This is a genomic window from Sinomonas halotolerans (assembly GCF_039615075.1).
Classification (GTDB): domain Bacteria; phylum Actinomycetota; class Actinomycetes; order Actinomycetales; family Micrococcaceae; genus Sinomonas; species Sinomonas halotolerans.
In genome coordinates this window covers 70,239-94,620 of record NZ_JBDFRB010000002.1, presented here as the reverse complement: position 1 = coordinate 94,620, position 24,382 = coordinate 70,239, and the positions used below count along the sequence as shown (strand labels likewise).

Sequence of the window (24,382 nt, the reverse complement as noted above, 5' to 3'; positions counted from 1 at the left end):
CTCTGGGGCGCCGCGTCCTGGGTCACCGCGTCCCGCCCGTTCGAGATGCAAAGGGGCGCACGACGACGGGACTCGCCTCCCGCCGTCGTGCGCCCCGGAGGCGCCGCGTGCGTCAGCCCGAGTAGGGGATCCTCTGCCAGCTCACGACGTCCCCATCCCGGAGGGCGTTCGGCGCCACCGCGACGCGCAGCCAGTTGTCCACTCCGGCCGCGCCGTCCACGGTCACGCGCTGGAGCCCGTCTGCCGAGCCCTCGACGCCGTAGCGCTCGAGCCACACCGAGCCCTCGGCGAGCGGACGGTCCTCGTGGTACGAGTGGCTGTCGCCGTCGAACAGGTAGACCGGGCCGCCGAACGCCTCGGACTCCTCGATGAGCGCCTGGACGAACGGCGTGAACGCGTCGATCTGCCAGCCGTCCTGATAGCCGGGGTCGAACATGTCCGCCTGGGTGAAGAGCACCACGGCGCGGTCGTTGCGCTGCCTGGCCGCCGCGAACGTCTCGCGCATCAGCGCGAGACCTGCCTCGGTGCGGGCCTCGACCTCGGCGGCCTGCTCGGGAGTCGGCTCGGTGAGGCCGAGCCCGGACCACGGCATCATGGAGTTGTTGCTGCCCACGATGTGCAGGGCGGCGAATGCGACGCGGCTGTGGGTGAAGGAGACGTTCTCGGGCAGGCCGAGGGAGTCCTGGCTCGCGACCGGCATCGTCGCACCGAGTGTGCGGCCCGGACGGTCGAAGAAGACCTCGCGGAGCGTCGCGAGGCGCTCTAGCGGGTTGTAGGAGCCGTTGCTGGCGCGGTGGCAGTCCGTCCACTCGTTGTCCCCGGGGGTGTAGACGAGCGGCACGGTGAACGCATCGAAGTCGGAGCGGATGCGCTCGAAGTAGGCGTCGGTGCACTGCATCGAGCCGCTCTTGATGTCCCCCACGTGGACGGCGAAGTCCAGCCCGGGGTCGGCGCTGATGTCCGCGACCTTGGATGGGAACGTCCCGATGTCCGCCGCCCCGTAGGGGACGTCGCCGATGACGGCGAAGCTGAGCGCGTCCTTGTCGGCGGCGTGGGCCGGGTCCGCGGCAGCAGGCACAACAGCGGCAGCAGAGACGGCGAGGGCGCACAGTGCGGCCGCCGCGGCTCCGGCCGCCGCGCGGGTGTGACGGGGTGCTCTCATGGGTCCTCCTCGGTCAGTTGGGCGCCAGCCTCGCGCCGGCTCCCAGGCCGCACCGTACGCGCCGCCGGGGACCCGCAGGGGGAGCGCAGGTGTACGGACGGAGAACGGGCACGGGCGTCCCTTGCGCCGGAATTGGCCTCGCCGGCACTCCGCGTCCATCCCGCGTTCACCCCGCAGCGGTGGGATGTGGCGGGTCCCCCTCCCCCCGAGAGAAAGACCGGAGCATGAAGACCCTTGCTGCAGTCCTCCTGACGCTCGCGACCGCGGGCCTCACCACCGCCCCGGCCCAGGCCGTCACCCCGGCAGGCCATGTCCACACGGATGCCGTCCTCGGCACCCCGCTCGAGCAGGCGCACGCCCACAACGACTACGAGCACGCCCGCCCGCTCTTCGACGCCCTCGGGCACGGCTTCACGAGCGTCGAGGCGGACGTGTGGCTCGTGGACGGCGAGCTCCTCGTGGCCCACGACCGCGAGGACGTCAAGCCCGGCCGCACCCTCGAGTCGCTCTACCTCGAGCCCCTCGAGGACCTCGTGCACCACAACGGGCACAGCGTCTACCCCGGCTGGGACGGCACCTTCCAGCTCCTCATCGACATCAAGAGCGACGCCGAGACCACGTACGCCGCCGTCGAGGAGGCCCTCGCCGACCACCCGTCGATCCTCACCCGCTACACCCACGGGGAGTCCATCCCCGGCCCCGTCCAGGCAGTCGTCAGCGGCAACCGCCCCCTCGCCACGATGGCCGCGGCCGAGCGCCGCTTCGGCTTCTACGACGGCCGGGCCACGGACCTCGCCGCCGGGCCTGCGCCCGAGCTCATGCCCCTCGTGAGCAACAACTGGACCAAGCTCTTCACGTGGCAGGGCGTGGGCCCGATGCCCGCAGCGGAGCGCGAGCGCCTGCACGCCTACGTGGACCTGGCCCACAGCAAGGGCTACGCCGTCCGCTTCTGGGCGACGAACGATGTCCCCGGCCCCGCGCGCGACGCGCTGTGGACCGAGCTGCTCGACGCCGGCGTGGACCACATCAACACCGACGACCTCGCCGGGCTCGAGGCCTTCCTCAAGGCTCACGCGGCCTAGCTCCCCAAGCTCCCAGCGCTGCGATGCCGGGGAACGGTCAACCGGGCCGTTCCCCGGCATCGCCGTTGTGTGCGCCGGTTCGGCGCGCCGGTGCGGGCGCCGGCTTCGGGAGACGGCCTCAGGCGCCGGCTTCGGGAGACGGCCTCAGGCGCCGGCTTCGGGAGACAGGTCCGGGAGGTCAGGCGGATTCGCGCTCGAGGGAGCGGGCGGTGTCGATCGTCGCCTGGCCGAGCACGCGCGTGCCCTGGTAGAGCACGAGCGTCTGCCCGGGCGCGACCCCGCGCAGGGGCGTCTCGAGCGTCACGACGAGCACGTCGTCGGACGCGCCCTCCCCGCCCGCGCCGCGCTCGAGGCGTGCCCGCGCCGGGAGCGCGTCCCCGTGCGCCCGCACCTGGACGTGGCACGGGAACTCGGCACCGAAGGCCGTGCCCTCGGTCCGCGTCGCCTCGGCCGGCGGGCGCCCGGCCCACGAGACGCGGATGCCGCGGATCTCGCCGACGGCGAGGAGCCGCTCTGGCCCGACCACCACGGTGTTGTCCTTGGGCCGGACCTCGAGGACGAAGCGCGGACGGCCGTCCGGCGCCGGCCGGCCCAGGCGCAGGCCCTTGCGCTGCCCCACGGTGAAGGCGTTCGCGCCGCCGTGCTCGCCGACCTTCGCACCAGTCTCGTCGAGGATGTCCCCGGGCTGCATCCCGATCCGCTCCGCGAGCCACCCGCGCGTGTCGCCGTCGGAGATGAAGCAGATGTCGTGGCTGTCCGGCTTCTTCGCCACGGACAGGCCGCGGCGCTCCGCCTCCGCGCGGACCTCCGCCTTGGAGGGCGTGTCCGCGAGCGGGAAGAGGCAGTGCTCGAGCTGCTCGCCGGTCAGGACGCCCAGGACATAGGACTGGTCCTTGGCCCAGTCGGCGGCGCGGTGCAGCTCCGGGTTCCCGTCCGCGTCCCGGAGGATCTTGGCGTAGTGGCCGGTGCACACGGCGTCGAACCCGAGGGCGAGCGCCTTCTCGAGGAGCGCGGCGAACTTGATGCGCTCGTTGCAGCGCATGCACGGATTCGGGGTGCGCCCGGCAGCGTACTCGGCGACGAAGTCATCCACCACATCGGCCTTGAACCGCTCGGAGAAGTCCCACACGTAGAAGGGGATGCCGAGCCTGTCGCACGCGCGCCACGCATCGTTGGAGTCCTCGATCGTGCAGCAGCCGCGGCTCCCGGTCCGCAGGGTGCCGGGCATGCGGTTGAGGGCGAGGTGGACCCCGACGACGTCGTGCCCGGCCTCCACGGCGCGGGCAGCGGCGACCGCAGAATCCACTCCACCGCTCATGGCTGCCAGAACTCGCACCGGTCTATTCTAGCCGCAGCTGCCCGGCCGCGGCCGGGCCCAAGCACGGCCGCGCGCTCCCGCCGCGGCCGCCGCGAGCATTCCGGGAGGCCGTCTGTGCAGCATCCGATCCTGATCCTGGGCGGGGGGCTCGCCGGCGCGAGCGCCGCCAAGACCCTGCGCGCCGAGGGCTACGAGGGGCCGCTCACCCTCGTGGGCGCCGAGCGCCGCGTGCCCTACCTCCGCCCGCCCCTGTCCAAGGAGTTCCTGCTCGGCAAGGAGGCCGAGGCGGACCTGGCGGTCGAGCAGCGCGGATGGTACGAGAAGGCCGGCGTGGAGCTCCTTCTCGGCGAGAACGCCGCGCAGATCGTCCCCGGCTCCCGGATGGTCCGCCTCGAGGGCGGCGCGCTGCTGCCGTACTCGCGCCTGCTGGTCGCGACCGGGGCCTCCCCAAGGCCCCTCGACGTGCCCGGTGCCCAGCTCGACGGGGTCCGCACCCTGCGCCGTGTCGAGGACTCCCTCGCGCTGCGCGGGGCCTTGGCGGAGGGCGGGAAGCGCGTGGCCATCATCGGCTCCGGCTGGATCGGCCTCGAAGTCGCGGCGGCGGCGCGCTCGTACGGCAACGAGGTCACGGTCCTCGGCCGCGGCACCGCGGTGCTGGGCCAGCTCGAGCCGCGCCTCGCGGACGTGTTCCGCCGCGCCCAGGAGGAGACCGGCGTCGTGTTCCGCCTGCCCGCGCACGTCGCCGAGATCGCCGCCGGGGACAGCGGGACGCACGCGGCCGCCGTCGTGCTCGCCTCGGGAGAGCGGATCCCCGCGGACCTCGTGCTCGTCGCCGTCGGCGCGGCGCCCGAGACGGAGCTCGCCCACGAGGCCGGCATCGCTGTGCGGGACGGGATCGTCACGGATTCCTCGCTGCGCACGAGCATCCCGGACGTCTACGCGGCGGGCGACGTCGCGAGCTCCCTCCAGCCCGCAACGGGGGACCACGTGCGCAGCGAGCACTGGCACAACGCCCTCACCGGCGGCAAGGTCGCGGCCAGGTCGATGCTCGGCCGGGATGCGCAGCTGGACAACCCGCCCTACTTCTACACGGACCAGGCAGGGCTCAGCATGGAGTACTCCGGCTACACCCAGCTCGTGCGCGGCGCCACGCTCGTGCTGCGGGGCAGCACCGAGGACACGGGCGCAGCCCGCGAGGGCTTCGTCGCCTTCTGGCTGCGGGACGGCTCCCTCGTGGCGGGCATGAACGTCAACACCCCGAAGCAGCAGAAGGCGATCAAGGCCCTCATTGCCTCGCGGGCGCGCCTTGACGAGCACGCGCTCCGCGACCCCTCGGTGCCGCTCGCCGAGCTCGCGGGGCTGTAGCGAGAGGCTGTGGCATGAGGCTGTGGCAGGCGGCGCCGAAGTGAGGCTCAGGGCCGACGCCGCGTGCTCGCCGTCGCGATCGCGCTCTCGCGCCCGGCCATCCCCGCTGCGCGGGCCTGCGAGACGGCGGGCCCGATCGCCGCGGCGAGGCGCGCAACGTCGTCGTGCGTGGACGGCCAGCCGAGGCTGAAGCGCTGGGCGCCGCGCGCCGCCTCTTCGGCCAGGCCCATAGCGAGGAGCACATGGGAGGGGCGGGGCACGCCGGCGGTGCAGGCGGAACCGGTCGACGCAGCGATCCCGGCCATGTCCAGGAGGAACAGGAGGGAGTCGCCCTCGCAGCCGGGGAACGTGAAGTGGGCGATCCCGGGAAGGCGCGACGGCGTGTCCCCCCGCTCGGCGGGTCCGCTCAGGACGGCGTCGGGAACGGCCGTCAGGACGGCGTCCACGAGCGCGTCGCGCAGGGCAGAGAGCCGGGCCGCCTCGCCGGGGAGCGCCCCGACCGCCTCCCGGGCCGCGACCGCGAAGGCGCTCGCCCCCGCCGCGTCCAGGGTGCCGGAGCGGAGTCCGCGCTGCTGCCCGCCGCCGTGCTGGACGGGGGTGAGGACGACGTCGCGCCGCACCGCGAGCGCGCCCGTCCCCACGGGGGCGCCGAGCTTGTGCCCGCTCACCGCCATGGTCGCGAGCCCCGATGCGGCGAAGTCCAGCGGGAGGTGCCCGAACGCCTGCACCGCGTCCGAGTGGACCGGCACCCCGTGCGCCGCCGCTAGCTCCACGGCCTCACGCACGGGCTGGACCGTGCCCACCTCGTTGTTGGCCCACAGGAGGGCGAGCAGGGCCGTCTCACCGGGGGCCCGCTCGAGTTCGGCCCGGAGCGCGGCGAGGTCGAGGGCGCCGTCGGGCAGCGACGGGAGCCACACGGCCTCGGCGCCCTCGTGCTTCTCGAGCCACTCGACGACGTCCGCGACCGCGTGGTGCTCGACCGACGAGCACAGGATCCGGCGCCGGCGTGGGTCCTCGGCGCTCCGGGCCCAGAAGAGGCCCTTGACCGCGAGGTTGTCCGCCTCCGTGCCGCCAGAGGTGAAGACGACCTCGGTGGGATGCGCGCCGAGCGAGGCCCCGAGGGACTCCCGGGCGTCCTCGAGGACCCGCCGGGCGGCCTGGCCTGACGCGTGCAGGGAGGACGGGTTGCCGCCGCGGGCGGCCTGCTCCGTGTAGGCCGCGAGCGCTGCGGGCTTCACCGGGGTCGTGGCGGCGTGGTCGAGGTAGACGGGTTCGGGCGTGGCGGGCACCCTTCCACTGTAGGCGCCGAGCCACTCCCCCGGGTGCCGGGTCACCCCTGGGTGCCGGGTCCCTCCCCTGGTACGAGCCGCGCGCAGCAGGGCGTCCCCTCGCCCGGCTCGAGCGGCTCGAGCCCGTACCGCCCCCCGCAGGCGGCGATCGCGCCGGTGAGGAGCGCGGTGTTGAGGCTGCAGACCACCTCCCGGTGCCCCCGCGAGAGGCGGTGGAAGGGGCAGTTGCCGAGCTCGATCGCCCCGTCCTCGAGGCGGCGCGGCGAGTAGCCCGTGGCGTCCAGCGCCTCGTCGATGGCCGCATGCGCCCGGCCGAGCCGCTCACCGGCCTCGCGGCCCACGGCGGCCAGGCTCGTGTGCACGGGCTCCCCGGTCGCCGCGGCCCTCTCGAGGGCTGCGGCGAGGAGTTCGCCGGCGAGGTCGTAGGCGCGCTCGGGCACGGCGGCTGCCACCTCGCCCACCGCGGCGGAATAGAACTTCGAGGGCCTCCCGGAGCCGGGCCCCCCGGAACCGGGCCGTTTCGCGAACGACGCCGAGAGCACGCCATCGTCCACGAGGCGGTCGAGATGGGCCGCAGCGGCTCCGCGGGAGAGGCCCAGCGCGTCCGCGGCCTCGTCCCGCCCGACCGGCCGGCCGGCGTCGCGCACGTGGAGGTAGAGCGCACGCCGGCGCTCGTCGTCAAGGGAGGCGAGCGCCCTCAAGCGGTCCCGCCATCCGGGGTTGCGGTGCCCTTCCGAGTCCATGGCTCCATGGTAGTTCCAAAATTGCAGCATCTTGTTTTAGAGAGGGCCCAGTTCTAAAATCTGAGCTATCGATTTTGGAAAGGAGTGGTCAACATGTCCGCACCCTCGGCGTCCTCCCACAGACGCCTCTCCCTCCGGCGGCGGGACGCCAGGACTGCAGCGGCCTCCGCGGCCGACCAGGCATTCCTGATGCTGCGCACGCTCTACAGCGTCGCGCCCGTGCTCTTCGGGCTCGACAAGTTCTTCAACCTCCTCGCGTACTGGCCGGACTACCTCGCCCCCGCCGCCACCGCGATCGTCCCGATTGGCGCCCAGGCCTTCATGTACGCGGTCGGGGTGATCGAGATCGCCGCCGGCCTGCTCGTCGCGTGGAAGCCTCGGTGGGGCGCTCCCGTCGTGGCCGCGTGGCTGCTGGGGATCATCCTCAACCTGCTCGTGCTCGGCACCGCCTATGACGTGGCGCTGCGCGACTTCGGGCTCATGGTCGGGGCGCTGGCCCTCGCCCGCCTCTCCTGGGGCCGCCGCTGACCAGCACGGAAGGCCGTTCGACGGGACGGGAGGCCGTTCGACGGGACGGGGAGCCGGCCCCGGCCGCGATGGACCGCGGGGGGCCGGCCTCCACATCAGGAGGGCGCGAGGACCGCGAGCGCCCGGGGCACGATGCTGATCCGCACCGGCGCGGGCGCGATCCGCTCGCCGTCGGCGTAGACCACGACCCCCTCGGCCTCGATCCGCACGCTCGTGCAGGGCTCGATCCCCACCGCCGGGTGGCCCACGTGCTCGCCGCGGAAGACCTTCGGGAATACCCGCACGAACGCCGGCCGCGAGAGCGGGCTCAGGACCACGAGGTCGAGCCTCCCGTCCTCTGCACTCGCCTCGGGCGCCACGAGCATGCCCCCACCGAAGGCCGGCCCGTTCGCCACCGAGACGAGCATCGCGCGGATCTCCCGCCGCGCGCCGTCGACCGTGAGCGTCATCGGGAGCGGACGGAACGAGGCGAGCTCGCGGACCATCGCGGCCGTGTACTTGGCCTGCCCGCGCGGCCACCGCCACCGGTTGGCGCGCTCCGCGACCCGTGCGTCGAAGCCGGCCGAGGCCACGTTGACGAAGTCCTGGTGCCCGCCGTCCCACTCGACGCGGCCGAGGTCGATCCTGCGGACGGGCCCGCCGAGGCCCTCGAACACGGCGTCGACCGCCGCCCCCACATCCTGCAGGGGGATCCCGAGCAGGCGCGCGGCATCGTTGCCGGTCCCGGTCGGGATGACTCCCAGCGGCGTATCCGTCCCCGCGAGGACGTTCGCCACGAGGTTCACCACGCCGTCCCCGCCCACGGCCACCACCGCATCCGCGCCGTCCAGGGATCCGGCCACGGCCTCGGCGAGCTCCCGTGCCCCCTCGCGCCGCAGCTCGAGGACGTCCGCGCCCCGCTCCCGCAGCAGGGCCACCGCCCGCTGCGCCCCCGGTGCGCCGCGGCCCCCGTGCGCGGACGGGTTCACGGCGACCACGATCCGTGGCGGCGTGCGGCGTCCGGGCACGGGAGCGCCGGCCTCGCGGGTGTCGGGGATCACAGGCTCGTCCGTCATGGCCCGATTATGCTCCAGAGCAGCCGTCCGGGCGCGCTCCCCCGCGCGGAACGACTACCCGGCCAGTCCTAGGATGGGACGCATGATGGCGCACGTACCCTCCCACTACGAGGTCCTCGGCGTGCCCGTCACCGCGAGCGTGGCCGAGATCAAGCGGGCGTACCGCCGTGCCGCGCGCCAGCACCACCCCGACCACGGGGGCGATCCCCTCGAGTTCCGCCGCGTCACCCTCGCCTTCGAGGTGCTCTCCCGCCCGGACCGCCGCACGGCCTACGACCGCAGCTACTTCACGAGCTCGCCCCAGAGGGAGGAACAGGGTGGGCGGCGGGAGGAACACAGTGGGCGGCGGGAGGAACACAGCGGGCGCGCGGAGGGTGCGCCGTCGGCCGCCGCGGGCACGACGGCGGACGGCGGCGTCCACGCGCACGCCCGCCGCACGGCCGGGCAGCGCAGCCAGTGGGCCGAGCCGGCCGTGTACGAGCCGCCATTCGCCGAGGGCGTTGTCCCCCTCGTGCCAGCCGACATCGCCGCACGGCCCGAGCACGGCGAGCCGCGCCGCCGCGGCCTCTTCGGTGCCGAGGCGAGGATCCAGCGCGAGCGCAGCACCGCAGCGCTCATCCGCCGGCAGGTCCTCGCGCAGATCCCCTCCGCGCGGCTGCTCAACGGGCTGCGCTCCCCCGCGGACTCCGCGCACATCGGCCACGCGGTGCTTGCCGGATACCGCCTCGCGCTCGTCGAGTCGATGCTCGTGCCGCGCGGCAACTACGCGTGGGACGGCGCGCACCTCGTGCACGGCTCCCGCACGGTGGCGCCGCCCCTGCTCGCGCACCAGGTCCGCCACTTCCAGAACCTCTTCCCCGAGCTCAACGTCCAGGGCTTCGTGCTCGTGGCCACCCCGGACGGCAACCCGCACGAGCCCGTGATCGACGTCCGGCGCGGGGCCGAGGGGATCATCGAGCCGCTCAATGCGTCCAAGTTCGTGCGGGAGCTGAGGCACTTCCTGTCCTCCGGCCCGCAGCCGAACACCGTGTTCGTCCCCGCCCTCGCGAGGCTCCTCACGGGACTGCACTGATCCCTTCCCGGCTGGCTGGTTCCGGCGGGCTGGCCCCTTTCCGGCTGGCTCCCTACGGCTCCACCAGCCCCTCCGGGACGCCGGGAGGCCGCGGCCCCCTAGGATGGACGCGTGTTCCGCATCCTCTTCTACACGCCCGAGATCCCCGGCAACACCGGCAGCGCCATCCGCCTCGCGGCGGTGACCGGCTCCGAGCTGCACCTCGTCGAGCCGCTCGGCTTCGACTTCGAGGACTCCAAGCTGCGCCGGGCCGGACTCGACTACCACGACCTCGCCGTGGTCACCGTCCACCAGAGCCTCGACGACGCGTTCGCCGCGCTCCTGCCGGCGCGCGTCTTCGCCTTCACGTCCCACGGCGAGACGCGGTTCGCGGACATCGCGTACGAGCCCGGCGACGTCCTGTTCTTCGGGCCCGAGTCGGTCGGCCTGCCCGCGGACGTCCTCGCCGATCCCCGCGTCACCGCCCGGGTCCGCCTGCCCATGCAGCCCGCGCGCCGCTCGCTCAACCTCGCCAACGCCGCCTCCATCGCGGTCTACGAGGCCTGGCGGCAGAACGGGTACGCAGGCGCCCAGGCCTGACGGCCCGCTGGCCTCCGTCGGTCCGGGGGCGGTTCAGAAGCCCGCGATCGTGTCCGGGTTGTTGACCGAGACCACGTGGAACTCCTCCGCCGCGGCGCCCTCGGCGAAGCCGGCCGCCGCGGCGGAGGCCTCCATCCGGGTGCGGACGGAGGCCTCCATCGCGGCGGCGTCCGGGTGCTGGCTGATGTGCACGTGCAGCGCCGCGATCTTCGCCTCGACGCAGTCGGTCACGTCCACCCGGTGGTTGGTCCTCTCAGCCGGTCCCGCGTACAGCCAGAGCCACGGAACCTTGAATGCGTCGAGGCCGGCCTCGGCGAGCTCCGGGTACGCGAACGGGTTCTCCACGGCCGGGTAGACGGCACGGGTCACCGCCTCGCCGCACGCGAGGTGGTCCGGGTGGGACTTCTGGATGCGGTCCCAGTTCCGCTCGGGGTGCATCGCGAGGACGACGTCGGGCCGCACCCGGCGGATGAGCCCGACGACGTCCCTCATCACCTCGTGCGAGGGCTCGAGGTAGCCGTCCCGGTAGCCCAGGAAATGGACCTCGGACACCCCGACGAGCGCGGCGGCTGCGCGCTGCTCCTCGTGCCGCATGGCGACAATCCCGGCCCGGTGCGCGGGGTCGAATCCCCCCGCGTCACCGTCCGTCATGATGCAGTAGTGCACCTCGACGCCGGCCTTCGCCCACGCCGCGACCGTGCCCGAGACGCCGAAGTCGAGGTCGTCGGGATGGGCGCCGAACGCCACGACCCTCCTGACCTGGTGGCGGCCCGGGTCGAACCCGCTCTCGGCCGAGGAGGGAACGGCAGACGGCGAGGACTCCGGCATCAGGCGCGGCGCCGCTTGATCTCGGCCGTGGCCTGCGGGAGCACGTCGAAGAGGTCTCCCACGATCCCGAAGTCCGCGATCTCGAACACCGGCGACTCGGGGTCAGCATTCACGGCCACGATCACCTTGGACGTCTGCATGCCGGCCTTCTGCTGGATGGCGCCGGAGATGCCCGCGGAGATGTAGAGCTGCGGTGAGACGGTCTTGCCGGTCTGGCCCACCTGGAGGTCGTGGCTCACCCACCCGGCGTCCGCCGCGGCGCGGGACGCGCCCACGGCACCGCCCAGGGCGTCCGCAAGCTCCTCGATCGGGCCGAAGTCGCCGTCCGTGCCCCGACCGCCGGCGACGACGACGCGCGCCTCCGAGAGGTCGGGCCTGCCCGAGCGGGGCTTCTGGGTGCGGCCGGTCACGCGCGCCGCGGTGGCGAGGGACCCCTCAGGGACGGGCACCGTGACGACCGCGGCGGCGCCGCCTGCGGCGGGGGCGGCCGAGAGGTCGAGGTTCGGCTTCACAGTCAGCACCGCGACCGGGGTCGTGGCCCGCGCGCGCACCTCGTACGAGCCGGCCAGGACGGACTTGTGCGCAGTGCCGTCGGCCTCGAGCGCCACGACGTCCGTCACGACGCCGGCGTCCAGGCGGACGGAGAGCCGCGCCGCGGTCTCCTTGCCGGACGGCGAGTTCTCGAGCAGCACGGTGGTGACCCGACCGCCCGCGGAGGCATCGGCGTCGGACGCCGCGACGACGTCGGCGAGCCACGCCGCAGTCGGCCCCACGAGGTAGTCGGAGAGGTCGGCGCCGGAGGGGGTGTACACGGTCGCGACGCCGTGCTCGGCGAGCTGCGCGCGGGCCGCGTCGGGCACGGGCCCGGCCACTGCGGCCGAGACCGTGCCGAGGAACCGGCCGGCGTCGAGGAGCTCGAGCTGGGCCTTGCGGAAGGCGTCCGCGGGAGCGTCGAGGACGACGAGGACGTGTGCGGAGGCGTTCTCAGCAGTCATGGTTCTTCTCTCCCTCAGATGAGCTTCTGCGCGGCCAGGAAGTCGACGAGCTTGACGCCGGCGTCGCCCTCGTCGGTGATGATCGTGCCTGCGGTGCGCGCGGGGCGCGGCTCCGCGGACTCGACGGCGGTGAGCGACCCCGCAGAGCCGACCCGGCCGGCGTCGAGCCCCACCTCGGCGAGGGTGAGGGTGGCGATCTTCTTCTTCTTGGCGGCGAGGATGCCCTTGAAGTTCGGGTAGCGCGGCTCGTTGATCTGGTCCGTCACCGAGACGACGGCGGGCAGCGGCGCCTCGACCGTCTCGGAGAACCCCTCGCCGTCGCGCTCGATGCGGGCCGTGCGGCCGTCCACCTCGAGCGAGGACGCGAACGTGAGCTGCGGCAGGTCGAGCCGTTCGGCGATCTGGGCGGGGACGAGCGAGGTCTCGCCGTCGGTCGAGGCCATTCCGGTGAGGACGAGGTCGACGTCGCCCAGGTGCCTGATGGCCGCGGAGAGCGCAAGCGCCGTCGCCCACGCATCGGAGCCTGCGAGCGCCTCGTCGCTGAGGTGCACGCCGGAGCTCGCGCCGATCTGCAGGGCCTTCTTGAGGGCATTGGCCGCGTCCGGCCCGCCCATGGTGAGGGCGATCACCTGGTTGCCTGCCTTCTCTCCCCCGCGGGCCTCGCTCAGCTTGAGCGCGGCCTCGAGGGGGTACTCGTCCAGTTCGGAGAGGATGCTCTCCGAGCGGTCGAGGGTGCGCTCAGCGCCGATGTGACGGTCGAATTGCGCATCGGGGACGTGCTTGACCAGCACGACGATCTTGAGGGTGTCTCCCACAGTCAATGGCCTTCCATACTCGCGGGTCCAACCGCGCCGGGAGCCGTCCGCGGCGCAGGTGGCCCAGCGGCGCGGTTCGGGGATACGCGAACGGCCCGCGGCCGCGGCAGCCGGGCAAGCCCTAGCTAACCACACGCCGCGGGCCGAGCGCTCGCCCAGTTGACGCTGCATGTCGGCGCACGCCGTGGCGGGCGCCGCACCGCAGGACCCCTCGGGGTGCTACGACGCCGCACCGAGGGTCACGTCGACCTCCTGCGACTGGCCGCTCCGCTTGAGCGTGACCTTCACAGTCGCGCCCGCAGCCTGCTCGCGGACCGCCGCCGTGAGCTCGGCGGCGTCGCCGACGTGCCGCCCCGCGAAGGAGGTGATGACGTCCCCCTTGCGGATCCCGGCCTTGTCCGCTGCCGAGCCCGAGGTCACCTCGACCACCTGCGCGCCGGCCGAGAACGACGAGCTCGTGCCGTTCGCCGCATGCGGCTTCACCGAGACCCCGAGCTGGCCGTGGGTCGCCTTGCCGTCCGCGATGATCTCCTCGGCGATCCGCTTGGCGTAGTTGGACGGGATGCTGAAGCCCACGCCGATGTTCCCCGCCGTGCCGCTGGCCGAGCCCGAGCCGGCGGAGGCGATCGCGACGTTCACGCCGATGAGCTCACCGCTGCTGTTGACGAGCGCGCCTCCGGAGTTGCCCGGGTTGATCGCGGCGTCCGTCTGGATGACGTTGATGCTCACGCTGCTCTTGGCACTGTTCTGCTGCTCCTCGCCGCCAGGGGGCGCGAACCGGAAGTCCTCGCCGCTGTCCCCCTGGGACTGGTCCTCGCCCTTGGGAGCGGCGGCCGAGGCCACCGAGATGGTGCGGTTGAGCGTCGAGACGATCCCGTCCGTCACCGTGTTGTCCAGGCCCAAGGGGGCGCCGATGGCCACGGCGATGTCGCCCACGTTGAGCTTGCCCGAGTCGCCGATCGTGACCGCGGGAAGCCCCGCGCCGTCCACCTTCACGACTGCGAGGTCGCTCAGCGGGTCCGTGCCGATGAGCTTTGCCTTGTACACGGCGCCATTGCTCGCACGCACTTCGATCGAGGGATCGGCCACCTGGCCGTCCAGGGTCACGACGTGCGTGTTGGTGAGGATGTGGCCCTCATCGTCGATCACCACCCCGGAACCGGTGCCCGAGGAGTTGCCGGAGCTCACCCCGATCGTCACGACGCTCGGGGCCGCCTTCGCGGCCGCGGCCGTCACGGCATTGACGCTGTCCTGGTTGTTCACGATCACGGGGGCGCCCTGGACCGCTGGCGCGGCCCCGACGCCCTGGGTTCCGAGCAGGCCGGTCGCCCCGGCGCCCACGCCACCGCCCACGAGGCCCGCGACGAGCATGCCGCCCACGAGCGCGCCCGTTCCCCACCGGCGCTGCTGGCGCTGCTGCGGGGACTGGGGGTCGGGGCGGAACGCGGCGCCGTACTGGCCGGCGGCGTTCTGGGCGGCGCCGTACTGGCCCGCGCCGTACGGGCCGACGGCACCGTGCTCGCCCGGCCCGGGCCGGGCACCCTGCTGTGGAGGCTGGCCCCAGGCCGCGGGGAACGGGCCAGGCGGCTGAGTGGAGTGGGTTTGGGTCGGAGGGGGCTGGGTGGGGTGGACCCGGGTGGGCTGGTCCGCAGTGGGCTGCGTCTGGCCCTGCCGCGCCTCGGGCTGTGCGGCCTGCGTGTGCCCCTCGGAGGACGTGGGCGCGTACTGGCCGTATCGGGGCTGCGCCGGCGGGGAGCTGGGCCTCTCGGGAATGCTGCCGGAAGGCCCGTTCGTGCCGTCCCGGGGAGCGCCGTTCTCGTTCATCACTCGCGTCCTTTCGTGAACTGATTCCACTATGGCCCGTCAAGCTGTGCCGGACACATCCGTTCTCTGGAAGTTCACTGAGAGCCCGCCGTATGCCGGGGCGTGTTTCGCTCCGGGCGGAACGGAGCCCCCGCCGGGCGGCGAGCAGGCACCCCTAGAATCGAGGTGACGCGCCACGCCTGCCCGGCCATCACGCGCCAGGGGGTGTGCGGACCCGGGGCCCCCGACCCCGGGCGTGACGAAGGGCGGCTCATGCGTTCGACGGTGAAGACCCTCCTACTGGCCCTCGCAGCGCTCCTCATCGCGCTGCTGCCGGGCACGGCCCCGGCCTGGGCGACGGATCCGGTCACGATCCCCTCCGGCACCAACATCGTGGACCGCGTGGGCGCGCTCGGAGCCCGCACAGGCGAGGTGGAGGAGGCCATCGCCGAGCTGAGGTCCGAGCACGGGGTCAATCTGTACATCGTCATGGTGGACACGTTCACCAACCCGGGCGACCGGTCCGCCTGGGCGCAGCGGGTCGCTGCCGACAAGGGAATGGGAACGCAAGACGTGCTCTTCGCCGTCGCCACGGGCGGGCAGTACCAGCTCGCGACCAGCTCCCAGAACCGGGAGCTCTCCTCGAAGCGGTCGGCCGTCATCCAGAACGCGATCGTCCCGAACCTCACCGGCGGCGAGCCGGACTTCGCGCAGGCCTCGATCGACACGGCCAAGGCCCTCGGGGACGCCGCGGGCGGCGGCAGCGGCACGGTGCCCTCCGGCGCGGACGCTACTCCCTGGATCATCGGCGGCGGGATCGTGGCCGCGGGTGCAGCGGGCGCCTACCTGCTCACGAGGCGGCGCACCCCCGCAGGACCCCGCTCAGGCACGGTGGGACGGGCCCCCACCGGGCTCGACCCCCTCGCCACGATGAGCGTGGCCGACCTGCGCCAGAAGGCCAACGGGCTGCTCGTGCGCGCCGACGACGCGGTGCGCTCGAGTGAGCAGGAGCTCGGCTTCGCAGAGGCCGCCTACGGGGCCGGGGCAGTGGCCGCATTCACCCAGGCGCTCGCCGAGTCGAAGGCGCATCTCGCGGAGTCCTTCAAGCTCCAGCAGCAGCTCGACGACCACATCCCGGACACCGAGGAGCAGCAGCGCTCGTGGCTCGGCGACATCATCCGGAAGTCCGAGGCGTCGATCTCCTCGCTCGCCGAGCAGAAGGCGGACTTCGACGCGCTGCGCGAGCTGGAGAGGAACGCGCCCGCCGCGCTCGAGACGGTCGACGCCGGAGCACGCGACGTGCGCTCTCGGCTCGCTTCCGCCGAGGCCTCCCTCGCAGATCTCCGCTCGGCCTACTCGGGCCGCACGATCGAGCAGGTCTCCGACAACGCCGCCCAGGCGGCCGAGCGCCTCGAGTTCGTGGACAATGCCTCGACCACCGCGCGGGAGAGGCTCGGCGCGGGATCCACGAGCGAGGCGGCCGTTGCGGTGCGCGCGGCGGAGCAGGCCCTGCAGCAGGCCCGCGTGCTCCTCGACGCGATCGACAAGGCCTCCGCGGCCCTCGGGGAGGCCCGTTCCGAGCTCGGCTCGGCGCTCGCGGAGACGCGCGCCGACACCGCACAGGCCAGGGCAATGGCCGACGCGGGCCAGAACGCCGAGCTCGCCGGGGTGGTGGCCGGCGTCGAGACCGTGGTCGCGGAGGTGGAGCAGGCGCTCTCCGCCGGCACCGTGGACCCGATCGCCCTGCTCGAGCGCATCGAGAAGGCACACCAGCAGCTCGACGCCGCCCTGAGCGGGATCCGGGACCGCCAGGAGCAGGCACAGCGCGCTGAGGCGTCCCTGCAGCATGCGCTCGCCACGGCGCGCGCGCAGATCGGCGCCGCGGAGGACTACATCGCCGCCCGGCGCGGCGGCGTGGGCACCGAGGCGCGCACACGGCTCGCCGAGGCGCAGCGCAACCTCGACTATGCCGTCTCGATCGCGGGCACCGACCCCGTGACGGCCCTCGCCTACGCCGAACAGGCCAATGCCCTTGCCGCGCAGGCCGCCCAGATCGCGCAGAACGACGTGGACTCCTTCGCAGGCTGGGGCAGGGGCGGATACGGCGGAGGCTACCCCGGCATGTTCGGGGGCCGGCGGGATGGCGGCGGGATCGCGGGCGCCGTGCTCGGAGGCATCATCATCAACTCCATCCTCAGCGGCGGGCACCACCATCAGGGCGGCGGCTGGGGCGAGGGCAGCTGGGGCGGCGGAGGCGGCTTCAGCGGGGGCTGGGGCGGCGACGGCGGCGGCTTCGGCTCAGGATTCGGCGGCGGAGGCGACTTCGGCGGCGACGGCGGCAGCTTCTAGGCCGCGGACAGCACACAACGCCAGAACACCCGATTCACGAAAGGGAGCACCATGGTCAAGCAGTCCATCTTCGGCCGGATCGCGCAGCTCGCGAAGGCCAACATCAACGCCATCCTCGACCAGGCCGAGGACCCCCAGAAGATGCTGGACCAGATGGTCCGCGACTACACGAACAACATCGCGGAGGCGGAGTCCGCGATCGCGCAGACCATCGGCAACCTCCGCATGCTCCAGGAAGACCACGCCGAAGACCTCAAGGCGGCCCAGGACTGGGGCTCGAAGGCACTTGCAGCCTCGCGGAAGGCGGACGAGTTCCGTGCGGCCGGCAACGAGACGGATGCACAGAAGTTCGACAACCTCGCCAAGGTGGCCATCCAGCGCCAGATCTCGTCGGAGAACGAGGCGAAGGCAGCCGAGCCGACCATCGCGACCCAGACCGAGGTCGTGGACCGCCTCAAGAGCGGTCTGGACCAGATGAAGAACAAGCTCAACCAGCTCACCGCGAAGCGCAACGAGCTCGTGGCGCGCAGCAAGACCGCCGCAGCCCAGACGCAGGTGCATGACGCCCTCCGCAGCATCGACATCATGGACCCGACGAGCGAGGTGAGCCGCTTCGAGGAGAAGATCCGCCGCGAGGAGGCCAAGGTCCGCGGCCAGCAGGAGCTCGCCGCCAGCAGCCTCGATGCCCAGTTCAACCAGCTCGAGGACCTCGGCGAGCAGACCGAGATCGAGGCACGCCTCGCGTCGCTCAAGCAGGGCGCCTCGCCCGCGGCCATCGACGGCGGAAGCGCGGGGGTCACCACCACCGGCACCGCCGAACCGGTGGGCGAGCGGGACTTCGGCACGCGCTAGGCCGCCGGAACTGCACCGCCCCTCCGCGAAGACGCCGCGAGGGGCAGTGCATGGCAGAAGGCCCCGGTCCGAGGGACCGGGGCCTTCTGCAGGAGTTGCGGGGGCAGGATTTGAACCTACGACCTCTGGGTTATGAGCCCAGCGAGCTACCGAACTGCTCCACCCCGCGGCGTGGTCCCAACTCTACCAACAGGCGAACAGGGGGCCAAATCGAAGCGTCCGCCGGCCGCGGCCGGACCGCGTTGGTGCCGCCGTGGCAGGTCCCGCCCCCTTCGGGAGGACGGGACCTGCCGCAGGCATGGAGCGAGGGGCTACTGCGTGGGCGACGGCGTCGGGGTGGCCGTCGGAGCCGGAGTGCCGGCCGCTGCCGCCTCGGCCTCGAGGGCCCGCTGAATGGCAGCCGACAGCTTCTTCTGGGCCTCGCCGTAGGCGCCGAAATCGCCCGCCGCGAGGGCGGCCTGACCGTCCTTGATGGCCTGGTTGGCCTCCTGGAGGGCCGCCTTGAGCTCGGCCTGTGCGCTCGGGGTGCCCCCACCCGTGCCCCCACCGGCCGGAGGGGTGGGAGTCTTGCCGCCCGAGCCGTTCTTGTCCGAGTCGCCAGCGGCTGCGCCGGAGTCACCCCCGAACAGCTGGTCGAGGGCGGCGTCGAGCGTGGGCGCGAAGCCGATCTTGTCGCCGAACGCCACGAGCACGCGCTGCAGGGTCGGGTAGGAGGTCTGCCCGGTGGACTTCACGTACACGGGCTGCACGTAGAGCAGGCCCCCGCCCACGGGGAGGGTGAGGAGGTTGCCGTTGAGCACGTCCGACGCGCCCTGGCGCAGCAGGTTGAGCGCCTGCGAGACGGTGGGGTCTGAGTTGAACTTGTTCTGCACCTGGCCCGGGCCGGGCACGAGCGTGTCAGTGGGCAGCTGGAGCAGCCGCAGCTTGCCGTACTCGGGTCCCTTCACTCCGGCCTTCGCACCGGCGTCCGAGTCGGCGGCGAGGAATCCGTACATGACCTCGCGGGACACGCCGCCCTCGACCGTCTGCGGGATGAAGCTCGAGGTCAGCTGGAACGAGGGCGCCTTCTGGTCCGGCATCTGGAGCGTCATGTAGAAGGGAGGCTGCTTGACGCCCGTTGCGACCGTCGGGTCGTTCGGGACGCTCCACACGTCGTCGTTCTTCATGAGGCTGACCGGGTCGGTGACGTGGTAGCGCGTGAGAAGCTCGCGCTGGACCTTGAACAGGTCCTCCGGGTAGCGCACGTGGCTGATGAGCCCCGCAGACATCTCCGAGATGGGCTTGACCGTGTTGGGGAAGACCTTCTGCCAGGTCTTCAGCAGCGGCTCCTCGGGATCCCATGCGTAGAGCGTCACCGAGCCGTCGTAGGCGTCCACGGTCGCCTTCACCGAGTTGCGGATGTAGTTGATGCTCGACGCCGGCAGCTGGCTCGTGCGCCCAGCCGCGGTCTGGGAGTCCGCCGTCGCCTGCTGCAGCTGCTGCTGCTGCGCGTACGGGAAGTACTGGCTCGTCGTGTAGGCGTCCACGATCCACTTCACACGCCCGTCGATGACCGCCGGGTAGATGTTGCCGTCGATCGTCAGATAGGGCGCCACCTTCTCGACACGGTCGCGCGGATTGCGGTCGTAGAGGATCTGCGACTCGTCGTTGACGCCGTCCGAGAAGAGGAGGTCGGTGCTCTGGAACTTGGTCGCGTAGAGCAGCTTGTTGAACAGCCCGCCAACCTGGGGCCCGCCGTCGCCCTCGAAGGTGTACTGGGCCTCGCCCGTGCCGCCCTGCGGGCGGTCCTGCTCCCTCGGCGCCGCGCCCTCCGGCGCTCCCACGACTGAGTATTCCGGCGAGTCCTCGCCGAAGTAGATCCGCGGCTCATAGCTCTCGTCCGTGCCGAGCACGCCTGTCGAGGGGATGCCTGACTGCATGAACACGGGCTTGCCGTCCGAGCTGGACTTGTTGCCGTACGCGGCGACCACGCCGTACCCGTGCGTGTAGACGATGTGCTGGTTGTACCACGTGCGCTGGCTTGCGCTCAGCCCCTCGGGGTTGAGCTCGCGGACGGCGATCACCGTGTCCTGGGTCTTCCCGTCGACCATGTAGCGGTCCACGTTCAGCGTGGGGGCGAACTGGTAGTAGGGCCGGTACTGCTCGAGCTGCTGGAACGTCGAGGACACGAGCGTGGGATCCAGGAGCCGGATGTTCGCCGTCGTCTGGGCGTCCTTGCGGAGGGCTCCCGCCGTCGCGTCGGTGGTGGCCTGGTACGGCTTCACCTCGACGCCGTCAAGCCCGTAGGCCGCACGCGTGAGGGTGATGTTGCGCTCCACGTAGCGCTTCTCGAAGTTCTGCTCGGAGGGGCGCACCTGGAACTGCTGGATGGCCCATGGGTACACCCCCCCGGCCAGGATCGCAGTGATCACGAGCATCGCGGTGCCGATGAGCGGAAGCCTCCAGCGGCCCACGACCGCCGCCACGATGAAGAGGACCGCGACGATCACCGCAGCAGCGGCGAGGATCGCCTTGGTGGGGATGACCGCGTTGACGTCCGTGTAGAGGGCCCCGGAGAACCGTCCGCCGGAGCCGTAGAGGGAGCTGTAGCGGTCGAGCCAGAAGTTCGCGGCGACGAGCAGGAGCAGGACCGCGCCCGTGATCGCGAGGTGGAGCTGTGCGGGACGGGCCGTGTACACCCCGCTCTCGCTGATGCGGATGGAGCCGTAGAGGTAGTGGGTCAGCAGGCCCGCGATCCCGGCGATCACGACGACACCCAGGAGGTACCCCACGAGGGTGCCGAGGAAGGGAAGGGTCATGAGGTAGAAGCTCAGGTCGATCCCGAATTCCGGGTCCGACTGACCGTAGGGCACCTGGTTGAGGAAGAGGACGACCTTCTGCCACTGGCTCGCCGCGGCCGCACCGGCGAAGAGGCCGAAGACGATCGGCACGCCGGCCATGACGATCCGCCGCACCGGCTCGAGCTGCTCCTGGTACCGCACGAGCGGGTCCTGGGGCCCGCCGTCGGGCGCGTAGACCGGACGCGCGCGGTAGGCGGTGCGCATCGCTGCGTAGATCGCGGCGGCCATGACGCCGGCGGCGACGAGGAACACGAGACCCCGGGCGAGGTTCTGCCGCACGAACACCTCGACGAAGCCGAGCTGCTGGTACCACAGGACGTCAGTCCACAGCTGGGAGAAGAAGACGAAGCCGACCACCAGCACGCCCACGATCACGATGGTGGGCACGAGCGCGCCCCGCCGTCGTCTGAGCGGGCTGTAGCTGCCTTCTGGGCGCGTTGTCACGGTGTACCTCGTCGTTCGGTGGTGCCGGCGACCCCGCCCTGGGGCAGGGAGGCAGCGGCGCGGTGCGGCGCACGGGCTGTGCTGTCCCTAGTCAAGCACGCGCGGCACTCCGGTGCAGTTCCCACGGACGGCGGGCAGCCGGTAACGATTCAGCGACGGCTCCTCGGCAGTCGACGGCTCCTCGGCGGTCATCGCATGCCGGCAGCCGTGCACTGGGCCGGCCTGCCCGCTCCGGGCTCAGCCCCAGCTGCATTGGGGCAGTCGGGCCGGGTCCTCGCCGCGCCCGTAGGCCTCGACTGCGTCCCGCGCCTCGCCCAGGGTCGCGACCCGCGCGACGGCGAGGCCCTCGGGGATGTGCCCCACGACCTCGGCGCAGTTCTCGGCAGGGGCCAGGAACAGGGTCGCCCCCGCGGAGCGGGCACCGTGCATCTTCTGCACGATCCCGCCGATCGCGCCGACCTTCCCGTCCGGGCTGATGCTGCCCGTCCCTGCCACATGCGCGCCCTCCGTCAGGCTGCCGGGTGTGAGCTCGTCGACGATCCCGAGCGCGAACATGAGGCCGGCGCTCGGCCCGCCCACCTGTCCGAGCTCGAACTCCACCTCGAACGGGAACGTGAAGCTGTACGCGACGCCCACGCCCAGGACCCAGCGGTCCTCGCGCTTCGCGGGGGCCACCGTCACGGTGGCCCGCTTCCCCGCCCGCTCGATGACGACGGCGGCCGGTTCTCCGGCTCCCGCCGCGAGGGCCTGCTGGACGTCCGGCAGCGACCGCACCGCGCGGCCGTCGACACTCACGATCCTGTCCCCTGCCTCGAGCTTGCCCTGCGAGGGCGAGCCCTCGAGGACCGAGCCGACCTGCAGCCGCTGGCCGTAGTCGATGCCGAGGCTGCCCAGGGCTGCCGCCACGGCGGTCTCCTCGGATTCCTTCATGAGCGCCACGTTCTGCTCGTTCACCTCGTCCCGCGTCACGCCCTCGGGGTAGACCGCGCGCACGGGGAGGATCATGCGGGAGGGGTCCATCCACGAGCGCGCAAGCTCGAGGAGGCTCACGTCGCTCGCGGGCCCGCCCTCCTGGTACACGGTCGTGAGGTCGAGGTTCCCTGCGGCAGGGTAGCTCTGGCGTCCGGAGATCGTGATGACCTCCGCGCCGTCGAGCTTCCCCAGCGTGTTGTAGGCGGGCCCGGGCGACTCCACCACGAACGGCACGGGGACACTCGCGACCGTCATGCCGAGGACAAGGGCCGCAACCGCGGATGTGACAGCGGCGAATCCCCGGCCCGAGGCGCCGTCACCGCCACGGCGGGCGCTGCCCGCATCCCGCTGGCCGCCGTCCTGGGCCAACTCTGCCTCCGCCACCTCGCCACCCTCCCTGCCACGGACCGGTCGCCGCCGCACAGGCCAGCCTACGGCCCCCAGGCCGCCCACGCCGGGGAGGCTGTGCCGACAGCGAAAGCCGCGGCCCCGCCGCAGACACGCACGCGGCACCGGGGTACCGTGAGGATGAACCACCCAGTCTTCGAGCAGTGATCGGCGGCACCATGACCACTCCAGACAAGCCCTCGGGCACCGGCGACGATCCCCAGGACCCGCTGTCCGAGCTCTTCGGCAAGCTCATGGGCGGGCAGGGCGCCGGTCCGATCGACCCGAGGGAGATCGCCAAGGCCGCTGGGCTCCCCAATGATCCCGCACTGCTGCAGCAGATGTTCGAGCAGGTGCAGGCCATGATGACCGCAGGCGGCGACGGCCCCGTGAACTGGGAGCTCGCCCACGACCACGCCCGCCGGACCGCAGCCGCGGACAAGGACCCCTCGGTGTCTGCCATGCAGAACCGGGACGTCGACGAGGCACTCCGGCTCGCCGAGATCTGGCTTGACTCCGTCACCGGGTTCCCGTCCACCGGGATCATCGGGCGCGGCTGGTCCCGCGCCGAGTGGATCGAGGCGACCATGGGCACGTGGCGCAGGCTGACCGAGCCGGTCGCGGACAGCATCGCCACGGCGCTCTCGAGCGCGCTCACCGAGCAGCTGCCCGAGCAGATGAAGGGGATGCTCGGCGGGGCATCGAGCATGCTGACCAACATGGGCGGCGCCCTCTTCGGGATGCAGCTGGGCAGCGCCATCGGCGCGCTCTCGGCCGAGGTGGTCAGCTCCTCGGACATCGGTGTGCCGCTCGTGGACCTCGAGATGGCGCTCCTGCCCGCGAATGTCGCCAAGTTCGGCGAGGGGCTCGGGCTCCCCGAAGGCGACGTGCGCCTCTACCTCGCCGTCCGCGAGGCCGCCCACGCCCGCCTCTTCATGCACGTGCCCTGGCTGCGCGGGCATCTCCTCGGGGCGATCGAGGACTACGCGCGGGGCATCCACATCGACGTCTCCAAGATCGAGGAGCTTGCGCGGGACATCGATCCCAGCAACCCCGAGTCCGTCCAGGAGGCCCTCCAGGGCGGGGTCTTCATGCCGCAGCGCACGCCCCAGCAGGACGCTGCGCTGGCCAAGCTCGAGACCGCCCTCGCGCTCGTGGAGGGCTGGGTCGACGAGCTCACGGCCGCCGCCACCGAGAAGGTCCTGCCCTCGGCCGCCGCGCTGCGCGAGGCCGTCCGCCGCCGCCGTGCCACGGGAGGACCGGCAGAGCACGCGTTCGCCTCGCTCGTGGGCCTCGAGCTGCGCCCCCGCCGCCTCCGGGACGCCGCCGCGCTCTGGCACTCGCTGGGCGAGGAGCGCGGCGCCGACGGCCGCGACGCCATCTGGCGCCACCCCGACCTCCTTCCCACCGCCGAGGACCTCGACGACCCGCGCGGCTTCGCGGCACGCCGCAGCCTCGCCGAAGCACAGGGTTCGGAGGTGGACGAGGCTCTCGAGAAGCTCCTCGCCGGAGGATTCGAGAGCGGGCCGGAGGGCGCGGGTCCAGACGGCACCGGCTCCGTGGTCAACGCCGCGGACGACGACGCGCCCCAGCCAGGCCGGCCCGCGGATGACCGACCGGCGGACGAGGGGCCGGAGGGCAACGAGCCGGACGACGACGGGCCGGCGGACGGCGGGCCGGAAGCCGGCGGGCCCCGAGCCTAGTCGACGTCCTCGACAATCTCGCCGAACGGCAGCCGCTCGTCGAGGTGTGCTTGGAGGAGGTGAGGGTCGATCACGACCCGCACGCCGAACATCTCCTCGGCGGCGGACTGCTGGAGGACCGGCCTGACGGTGTCGATGAACGTCTGGTCGCGCCCTTGGAGGTACTTCCGATAGCTGGCTGGGAGCTCGCTCATGGCGAGA

At 72.6% G+C, this 24,382-nt stretch carries 20 protein-coding genes and 1 tRNA gene; 8 read left to right on the top strand and 13 right to left on the bottom strand.

Translation table 11 applies throughout. From position 1 onward, the window contains the following. Positions 1-112: 112 nt before the first annotated feature. Positions 113-1,162, bottom strand: coding sequence for a metallophosphoesterase family protein (locus ABCQ75_RS02940; RefSeq protein ID WP_345883022.1), 1,050 nt, complete (start codon positions 1,160-1,162; stop codon positions 113-115). 224 nt (positions 1,163-1,386) lie between these two features. On the opposite strand from ABCQ75_RS02940, the gene ABCQ75_RS02935 reads away from it, so the two are divergent. Continuing rightward, the gene (locus ABCQ75_RS02935) at positions 1,387-2,244 is read left to right on the top strand and encodes a phosphatidylinositol-specific phospholipase C/glycerophosphodiester phosphodiesterase family protein (RefSeq protein ID WP_345883021.1); all 858 of its coding nucleotides are present in this window, start codon (positions 1,387-1,389) and stop codon (positions 2,242-2,244) included. Positions 2,245-2,422: 178 nt separating this feature from the next. On the opposite strand, the gene mnmA is transcribed toward ABCQ75_RS02935, so the two are convergent. Continuing rightward, positions 2,423-3,580, bottom strand: a complete 1,158-nt coding sequence (gene mnmA / locus ABCQ75_RS02930; RefSeq protein WP_345883020.1) for a tRNA 2-thiouridine(34) synthase MnmA — start codon at positions 3,578-3,580, stop codon at positions 2,423-2,425. Positions 3,581-3,676: 96 nt separating this feature from the next. On the opposite strand from mnmA, the gene ABCQ75_RS02925 reads away from it, so the two are divergent. Continuing rightward, positions 3,677-4,927, top strand: coding sequence for an NAD(P)/FAD-dependent oxidoreductase (locus ABCQ75_RS02925; RefSeq protein ID WP_345883019.1), 1,251 nt, complete (start codon positions 3,677-3,679; stop codon positions 4,925-4,927). 47 nt (positions 4,928-4,974) lie between these two features. Here ABCQ75_RS02925 and ABCQ75_RS02920 read toward each other — a convergent pair whose 3' ends face one another. Further along, a complete protein-coding gene (locus tag ABCQ75_RS02920; protein ID WP_345883018.1) occupies positions 4,975-6,216 on the bottom strand; it encodes a cysteine desulfurase family protein in 1,242 nt (413 codons plus the stop codon). Positions 6,217-6,257: 41 nt separating this feature from the next. Next, complete coding sequence (locus tag ABCQ75_RS02915) at positions 6,258-6,959, bottom strand: winged helix-turn-helix transcriptional regulator (RefSeq protein ID WP_345883017.1); 702 nt, start codon at positions 6,957-6,959, stop codon at positions 6,258-6,260. Positions 6,960-7,052: 93 nt separating this feature from the next. Here ABCQ75_RS02915 and ABCQ75_RS02910 point away from each other — a divergent pair, with 93 nt between their 5' ends. After that, entirely contained in the window at positions 7,053-7,487 is a 435-nt protein-coding gene (locus ABCQ75_RS02910) for a hypothetical protein (protein WP_345883016.1), read from the top strand. Between the two features lie 95 nt (positions 7,488-7,582). Here the strand turns inward: ABCQ75_RS02910 and ABCQ75_RS02905 are convergent, their stop codons facing one another. Beyond that, positions 7,583-8,542 carry a diacylglycerol/lipid kinase family protein gene (locus ABCQ75_RS02905; RefSeq protein WP_345883015.1) on the bottom strand — a complete coding sequence of 320 codons (960 nt, stop codon included), beginning with the start codon at positions 8,540-8,542 and terminating at the stop codon, positions 7,583-7,585. 82 nt (positions 8,543-8,624) lie between these two features. On the opposite strand from ABCQ75_RS02905, the gene ABCQ75_RS02900 reads away from it, so the two are divergent. Both ABCQ75_RS02900 and ABCQ75_RS02895 read left to right on the top strand, forming a co-directional pair. Beyond that, complete coding sequence (locus tag ABCQ75_RS02900; protein ID WP_345883014.1) at positions 8,625-9,614, top strand: J domain-containing protein; 990 nt, start codon at positions 8,625-8,627, stop codon at positions 9,612-9,614. A 111-nt stretch (positions 9,615-9,725) separates the two neighbouring features. Further along, positions 9,726-10,193 carry a tRNA (cytidine(34)-2'-O)-methyltransferase gene (locus tag ABCQ75_RS02895; protein ID WP_345883013.1) on the top strand — a complete coding sequence of 156 codons (468 nt, stop codon included), beginning with the start codon at positions 9,726-9,728 and terminating at the stop codon, positions 10,191-10,193. Positions 10,194-10,226: 33 nt separating this feature from the next. Here ABCQ75_RS02895 and ABCQ75_RS02890 read toward each other — a convergent pair whose 3' ends face one another. From ABCQ75_RS02890 to ABCQ75_RS02875, 4 genes are all read right to left on the bottom strand, one after another. Beyond that, positions 10,227-11,021, bottom strand: a complete 795-nt coding sequence (locus tag ABCQ75_RS02890; protein WP_345883012.1) for a PIG-L deacetylase family protein — start codon at positions 11,019-11,021, stop codon at positions 10,227-10,229. Then, the gene (locus ABCQ75_RS02885) at positions 11,021-12,016 is read right to left on the bottom strand and encodes an electron transfer flavoprotein subunit alpha/FixB family protein (RefSeq protein ID WP_345883011.1); all 996 of its coding nucleotides are present in this window, start codon (positions 12,014-12,016) and stop codon (positions 11,021-11,023) included. Before ABCQ75_RS02885 ends, ABCQ75_RS02890 begins: the two co-directional genes overlap by 1 nt. A gap of 14 nt (positions 12,017-12,030) precedes the next feature. Then, entirely contained in the window at positions 12,031-12,831 is an 801-nt protein-coding gene (locus tag ABCQ75_RS02880) for an electron transfer flavoprotein subunit beta/FixA family protein (RefSeq protein ID WP_345883230.1), read from the bottom strand. A gap of 219 nt (positions 12,832-13,050) precedes the next feature. Beyond that, a complete protein-coding gene (locus ABCQ75_RS02875) occupies positions 13,051-14,655 on the bottom strand; it encodes a S1C family serine protease (protein ID WP_345883010.1) in 1,605 nt (534 codons plus the stop codon). 252 nt (positions 14,656-14,907) lie between these two features. Between ABCQ75_RS02875 and ABCQ75_RS02870 the strand changes: the two genes are divergently transcribed. Together ABCQ75_RS02870 and ABCQ75_RS02865 are read left to right on the top strand one after the other, a co-directional pair. Next, complete coding sequence (locus ABCQ75_RS02870; RefSeq protein WP_345883009.1) at positions 14,908-16,983, top strand: TPM domain-containing protein; 2,076 nt, start codon at positions 14,908-14,910, stop codon at positions 16,981-16,983. 51 nt (positions 16,984-17,034) lie between these two features. After that, positions 17,035-17,835 (top strand): PspA/IM30 family protein, encoded by an 801-nt coding sequence (locus tag ABCQ75_RS02865; protein ID WP_345883008.1) that lies wholly within the window; start codon positions 17,035-17,037, stop codon positions 17,833-17,835. A 95-nt stretch (positions 17,836-17,930) separates the two neighbouring features. Here the strand turns inward: ABCQ75_RS02865 and ABCQ75_RS02860 are convergent. The 3 genes from ABCQ75_RS02860 to ABCQ75_RS02850 form a co-directional block, all read right to left on the bottom strand. Then, a tRNA-Met gene (locus ABCQ75_RS02860) sits at positions 17,931-18,004 on the bottom strand. Between the two features lie 142 nt (positions 18,005-18,146). After that, entirely contained in the window at positions 18,147-21,119 is a 2,973-nt protein-coding gene (locus tag ABCQ75_RS02855; RefSeq protein ID WP_345883007.1) for a UPF0182 family membrane protein, read from the bottom strand. Between the two features lie 237 nt (positions 21,120-21,356). After that, entirely contained in the window at positions 21,357-22,475 is a 1,119-nt protein-coding gene (locus tag ABCQ75_RS02850; RefSeq protein ID WP_345883006.1) for a YlbL family protein, read from the bottom strand. Between the two features lie 182 nt (positions 22,476-22,657). Here ABCQ75_RS02850 and ABCQ75_RS02845 point away from each other — a divergent pair, with 182 nt between their 5' ends. Beyond that, complete coding sequence (locus ABCQ75_RS02845) at positions 22,658-24,181, top strand: zinc-dependent metalloprotease (protein WP_345883005.1); 1,524 nt, start codon at positions 22,658-22,660, stop codon at positions 24,179-24,181. On the opposite strand, the gene ABCQ75_RS02840 is transcribed toward ABCQ75_RS02845, so the two are convergent. Continuing rightward, on the bottom strand, positions 24,178-24,375 hold the full coding sequence (locus tag ABCQ75_RS02840; RefSeq protein ID WP_345883004.1) for a hypothetical protein: 198 nt from the start codon (positions 24,373-24,375) through the stop codon (positions 24,178-24,180). The two genes, ABCQ75_RS02845 and ABCQ75_RS02840, sit on opposite strands and share 4 nt — an antisense overlap. Positions 24,376-24,382 lie beyond the last annotated feature (7 nt).